Genomic DNA, 4946 nt, shown 5'->3' with positions numbered 1-4946 from the left:
GTGCAAGCTCATGCCTAAAGTGATGCTCATCATAGTTGCCCTTATTTTAATGGCGGGGGCTACAAGAGCCAGAGAGGACGACACGGACGCTTATCAGGTGCACATGGTTGTTTGGCGTGGCTGTGAAGAGGCTTGTAAAAGCTTCACTCATTTTTTCAAAAGCAGAAAGCTTCCTGTAAACGTGATCGTCACTGATGTGGCGAAAGACAAAAGCCTCTTGCCGGAAGTGAAGCAACTGCTCCTCAAAGAGAGACCCGATCTTGTTGTCACCTGGGGGGCTTCAGTCACGCGTTCTCTCATTGGCACGATTGCAGATTACGGTATAGGCTCAGGTTTGGGTGACATCCCATCCCTTTTTATGATTGTCGCAGATCCGGTTCGTGCAGGCATTATCGTAGACCATGAAACCTCAGGGCGACCCTTGGTAACTGGCGTGCATAATCGTGTGAATGAGACTGTACAGCTCAAACACATTTTTGAGTACCAACCCATAAAGCATCTCGCGGTTATTAACGAGCCGAACGCAGTTAACTCTCACCAGAACACTCAAAAGTTGGCGGCACTTTCAGATCAATTGGGTTTTGAGGTCATTTCTCTTGAATATAGTCTTGGCGCGGACGAACGGGCAGATCCAGCAGAAATTCCGCTCAAGATTGTCGAGGCAAAAGCCCTGGGCGCAGACGCGTTATATGTTGGATCCAGCTCTTTTAATCTCGAAAACCGGCAAAGTTACACAGAAGCTGCAATATCAGAGAACCTGCCGGTTTTTAGTGCATATGAACAAATGGTTCGCGATGGCTTGGCCCTTATGTCTGTTTCTAACAGCTACAAAAACGTAGGCAAATTAGCAGCTTCTCAGGCCTACGAAATTTTATTCAAAGCAAAGTCACCTGGAGCACTATCAATCAGGGCTCTCGAACGATTTTCAGTACTCGTAAACATGCAAGCCGCAAAACGACTTAGTCTTTACCCTCCCTTATCGATCATCAGCATCGCAAAGATTGTTAAATGACAACTGTATTTTCTCATCGGCACTCATGGCCATGACAGGCTGCAAGTTAACTTGATCATCTCCGCGGTGTAATACCCGCGCTTTGTGCTGGATTTCGCCACTGAAGTATTGTGCAACAGAGCTCGCATTCACCCTCCTCCGCTTCATAGCTAATAGCAATAAGTCCTTCAATTTCTTTCTGTCGTGAAAGTCCAAGGCCTAACAATTTCCGCAAATGAAAATGCTGAGAAGTTGGATACTAGAAGAAGGGTAAGCAATGCAGTTTTCAGGTTACAATACTCAAATCAGGAAACTATCTCAGATCTTTACCTGGGCAATTCTAGCTTTGAGTGCTTTGCAATTTCTGCTCGGAATTGGGGTTCTCGAACATAAAACAGCGGAGATCGATGCGACTGGCTACACGCGCTTCCATGCATTTGTGGGTATGGGACTCTTGATTGCCGTTCTTGGAAAGCTCATCCTACTTTACTTTGTAGACAAGCGCAGACTTCTCAACAAATCGCACCATTGGTTTTTACGCCTATCAATCACAGTGCTATTTGCTCTTCTTGTTGTTTTACCTCTCGTTGGCGGAGTGAGATTGGCAGTAAATGAAGGACTTAGCAGCTATTTAGGACTTACTTTGGCTAGTTGGGAGCGTGCGGATAGCGTATATTTTCTAGCAGGATTGCACACTGCACTGGCCTATGCGCTTGGCTATGCCACAACAGTCTACGGCCTGACCTGGGCCGCAAATTACATTCACTTTGTGAACAGAGAACTGTCCCACATTATTCTAGAGGACCCAAATACTTAGATGTGGAACTCCGCAATAAAGCTACACCGGAAACTCTATCAAGCGTCATTCAATGAAGGGCAATTGTTAGTCCATTCGAAAACATCATGTCTCCGATTGATTTCCAAGCAATGTTGCTGGCGACCCTTGCATTTTGCCAATTGCTCACGCCCGCTCAAAACGCTGATCCACTCACTTAGGGTTGATGACAACCATCGCCACCTCTAGCATGTTATGCGGCTGGTGCAGTCTTATATCCAAGATTTACTCTATATTTTTTGCCATTGATGCATCTCGTAAAAGAGACCGCATTCATCATCCTCTTCTTCATAGCTAATAGCAATAATGCCCTCAATTTCTTTCTGTTGTGAAGGTTCAGGGATCTAGGTATTTTCAACCCATGAAGAAGTTGTAAGGCTTGGCAAAGATGGTTTGAGCCTGACGAAATGAGCCGCAATAAATAGCAAAAAGCCACCTTTTTATCTGATCCAATTGCCCATTTTTGCTCTCCGCCGCTTCAATCCGAATGAGTGGCAGCGACCGTTACGCATGAGTGCGTTGCCCATAAAAAGTGTTCATCCGAACCGGAAGCACTTCGCAGGTACCATTTTGCTCATTTCGGGAAGCCATACCCAAAACTGACGAGTGTTCCTGAACAGGCACCGACAAATTCCGCACCATTTCACGTCAAAACGATCAGGTTTTGAAGTGAGATGGGTACATCAAAGATTTTGAACCAAGAGTTCCGATAGCCATATGACTACGCCCCCTTCAAAAGCATGTTTTGAGCACTTTTTGGACCATCTGCGGTGCGGTGGGCGCATGACCAAAGTGGCCGGCACTACAGCAAGTCGAGCGCCCTATCTTGCAGCAGGGCTAATTGTATCAGGACCTTTGATGTTGTCCGTCGCAACCGACGCCTTTGGGCAGACTTGGGAAGGTAACCACTCGACCGACTGGTTTGCTGAGGATAACTGGTCTGGGGATATCATCCCGAATGGGGCACGAAGTGTTTACATCGATACCACAGCACCCAATCCGACCAATGTAACGGATAAAACCACCAACGGAACTGCAAGGGCAAAAAATCTGAGGGTAGGCTACAGCGGCGAAGGAACTCTGACGGTATCCGATGGCGGCGTGGTGAATAGTAACTACGGCTATATCGGAGATAACAGAGGATCAATCGGCGCCGTTGAGGTGACCGGCATCGGGTCAACCTGGGATAATTCAGTGGATCTGAGTATCGGTGACTTTGGTAACGGCACTCTGACGGTGTCCGATGGCGGCATGGTGAGTAATTGGTACGGCCACATCGGTTATAGCAAAGGTTCAACCGGCAGTGTTGAAGTGACCGGTACCGGATCAATCTGGGTCAATTCAGGCATTCTAGCTGTCGGAGGATCTGGCAATGGCACTCTGACGGTATCCGATGGCGGTAAGGTGAATAGTAACTACGGCTATGTTGGCCGTTACAAAGGCTCAACCAGCGTTGTTGAGGTGACCGGCACCGGGTCAACTTGGGGCAATTCGGGCAATCTGAGTGTCGGCCGCGATGGGGGGGGCTCTCTGACGGTGTCTGATGGCGGCACGGTGAGTAATATATCCGGCTTTATCGGCCGTTACAAAGACTCAACCGGCATTGTTGAGGTGACCGGCACCGCGTCAACCTGGGACAATTCAGAGAATCTATATGTCGGCCGCGATGGCGATGGTACTCTGACGATTTCCAACGATGCAACAGTGAGTGTGTCCGGGGTGACCCGGCTGGGTTCTAATTCAACGGGTTCTGGCATTTTGAACATCGGGGCGGGAAGCGGTGATACGGCCGGTACGCTTGATGCATCCACGGTTGAGTTCGGAGACGGAACCGCAACGCTGGTTTTCAACCACACGGGTGAAATTGGTGTCTATCAGTTCGACGCTGACCTTTCCAGCACCGGCACCGGAATACATTCGATTGTGCACGAGTCCGGCTGGACGGAACTGAGCGGTAACAACGCAAACTTTACTGGAACAACATATATCAACGGCGGCACTCTGTCCGTGAGTGGGGCACAGGGTGGCTTGACCGGCCACATCGGTTATGGCAACGGTTCAACCGGCAGTGTTGAAGTGATCGGCACTGGGTCAACCTGGGTCAATTCGGGCCGGCTGTTTGTCGGTGACTACGGCGATGGCACTCTGACGATATCTGATGGTGGCGTGGTAAGTAACGCGATCGGCGATATTGGCCGCCACAGCAGTTCAACTAGCACTGTTGAAGTAACCGGCACTGGATCAACCTGGGTTAATTCGGGCAATCTGTATGTCGGCAACCATGGCGTTGGTAGTTTGACGGTGTCCGATGGCGGTGCGGTGAGTAACACGTTCGGTTATGTCGGTAATTTCGCCAACTCAACCGGTAGTGTTGAAGTGATTGGCACCGGATCAACCTGGGACAACTCGAACAATCTAATTGTCGGTAACGCCGGCGATGGCACTCTGACCGTATCTGATAGCGGTGTAGTGAGTAACGCAGAAGGCCACATCGGCCTCAACAGCGGCGCAACCGGCAGTGTTCAAGTGACCGGTACCGGGTCAACCTGGGACAACTTGGGCAGTCTATTTGTCGGCGAACATGGCGATGGCACTCTGACGATTTCCGAGGATGCAACCGTGAGTGTGTCTGGGGTGATGCGGCTGGGTTCTAATTCAACGGGTTCTGGCGTTTTGAATATCGGTGCGGACAGTGGTGAAACGGCTGCTGTAGCCGGTATGCTTGATGCTCCAGCGATTGAGTTCGGAGATGGCACCGGGGTGATCAACTTCAACCACACGGATAGTGACTACACCTTTTCCGCAGAGATCAGCGGGGCTGGCGGTGTCAATCAGCTTTCCGGCACTACGATCCTGACAGGGACGAACACCAACACCGGAGACACCATTGTTTCTGGTGGCAAGCTGGTTGTTAATGGCACCATCGGTAATGTGACAATCAATGGCGGCACCCTGGGCGGCTCAGGCACGATCAACGGTTCGGCAACAGTCACAAGCGGAACGATTGCTGCAGGCAATAGCCCTGGTATGCTCACAGTCGGCGGCAACCTCAGTCTGACAGCTGCCTCAGTCCTCGACTTTGAACTCGGCTCTCCATCCGGAACGGCGGGCGTGGACAGC

2 protein-coding genes and 1 pseudogene are annotated in these 4946 nt (G+C 50.2%); all 3 read left to right on the top strand.

The window, feature by feature from the left end; genetic code table 11:
* A partial coding sequence (locus PPL9_RS30200; RefSeq protein ID WP_208989731.1) for an ABC transporter substrate binding protein occupies nt 1-1012 on the top strand: 1012 nt, incomplete at its 5' end.
* 256 nt (nt 1013-1268) lie between these two features.
* The gene (locus PPL9_RS30195; RefSeq protein WP_057466193.1) at nt 1269-1808 is read left to right on the top strand and encodes a hypothetical protein; all 540 of its coding nucleotides are present in this window, start codon (nt 1269-1271) and stop codon (nt 1806-1808) included.
* Between the two features lie 801 nt (nt 1809-2609).
* A pseudogene (locus PPL9_RS30190) lies at nt 2610-4946 on the top strand (hypothetical protein); the annotation flags it as partial.

This window comes from Pseudovibrio sp. POLY-S9 (assembly GCF_001431305.1).
GTDB lineage: Bacteria > Pseudomonadota > Alphaproteobacteria > Rhizobiales > Stappiaceae > Pseudovibrio.
Note: the sequence above shows the minus strand (reverse complement) of the source record. Positions and strands in the feature narration are given on the sequence as shown.

Excerpts from the sequence above, each read along its gene's own strand:
- PPL9_RS30195 (WP_057466193.1), top strand. The coding sequence starts at position 1,269 with ATGCAGTTTTCAGGTTACAATACTCAAATCAGGAAACTATCTCAGATC.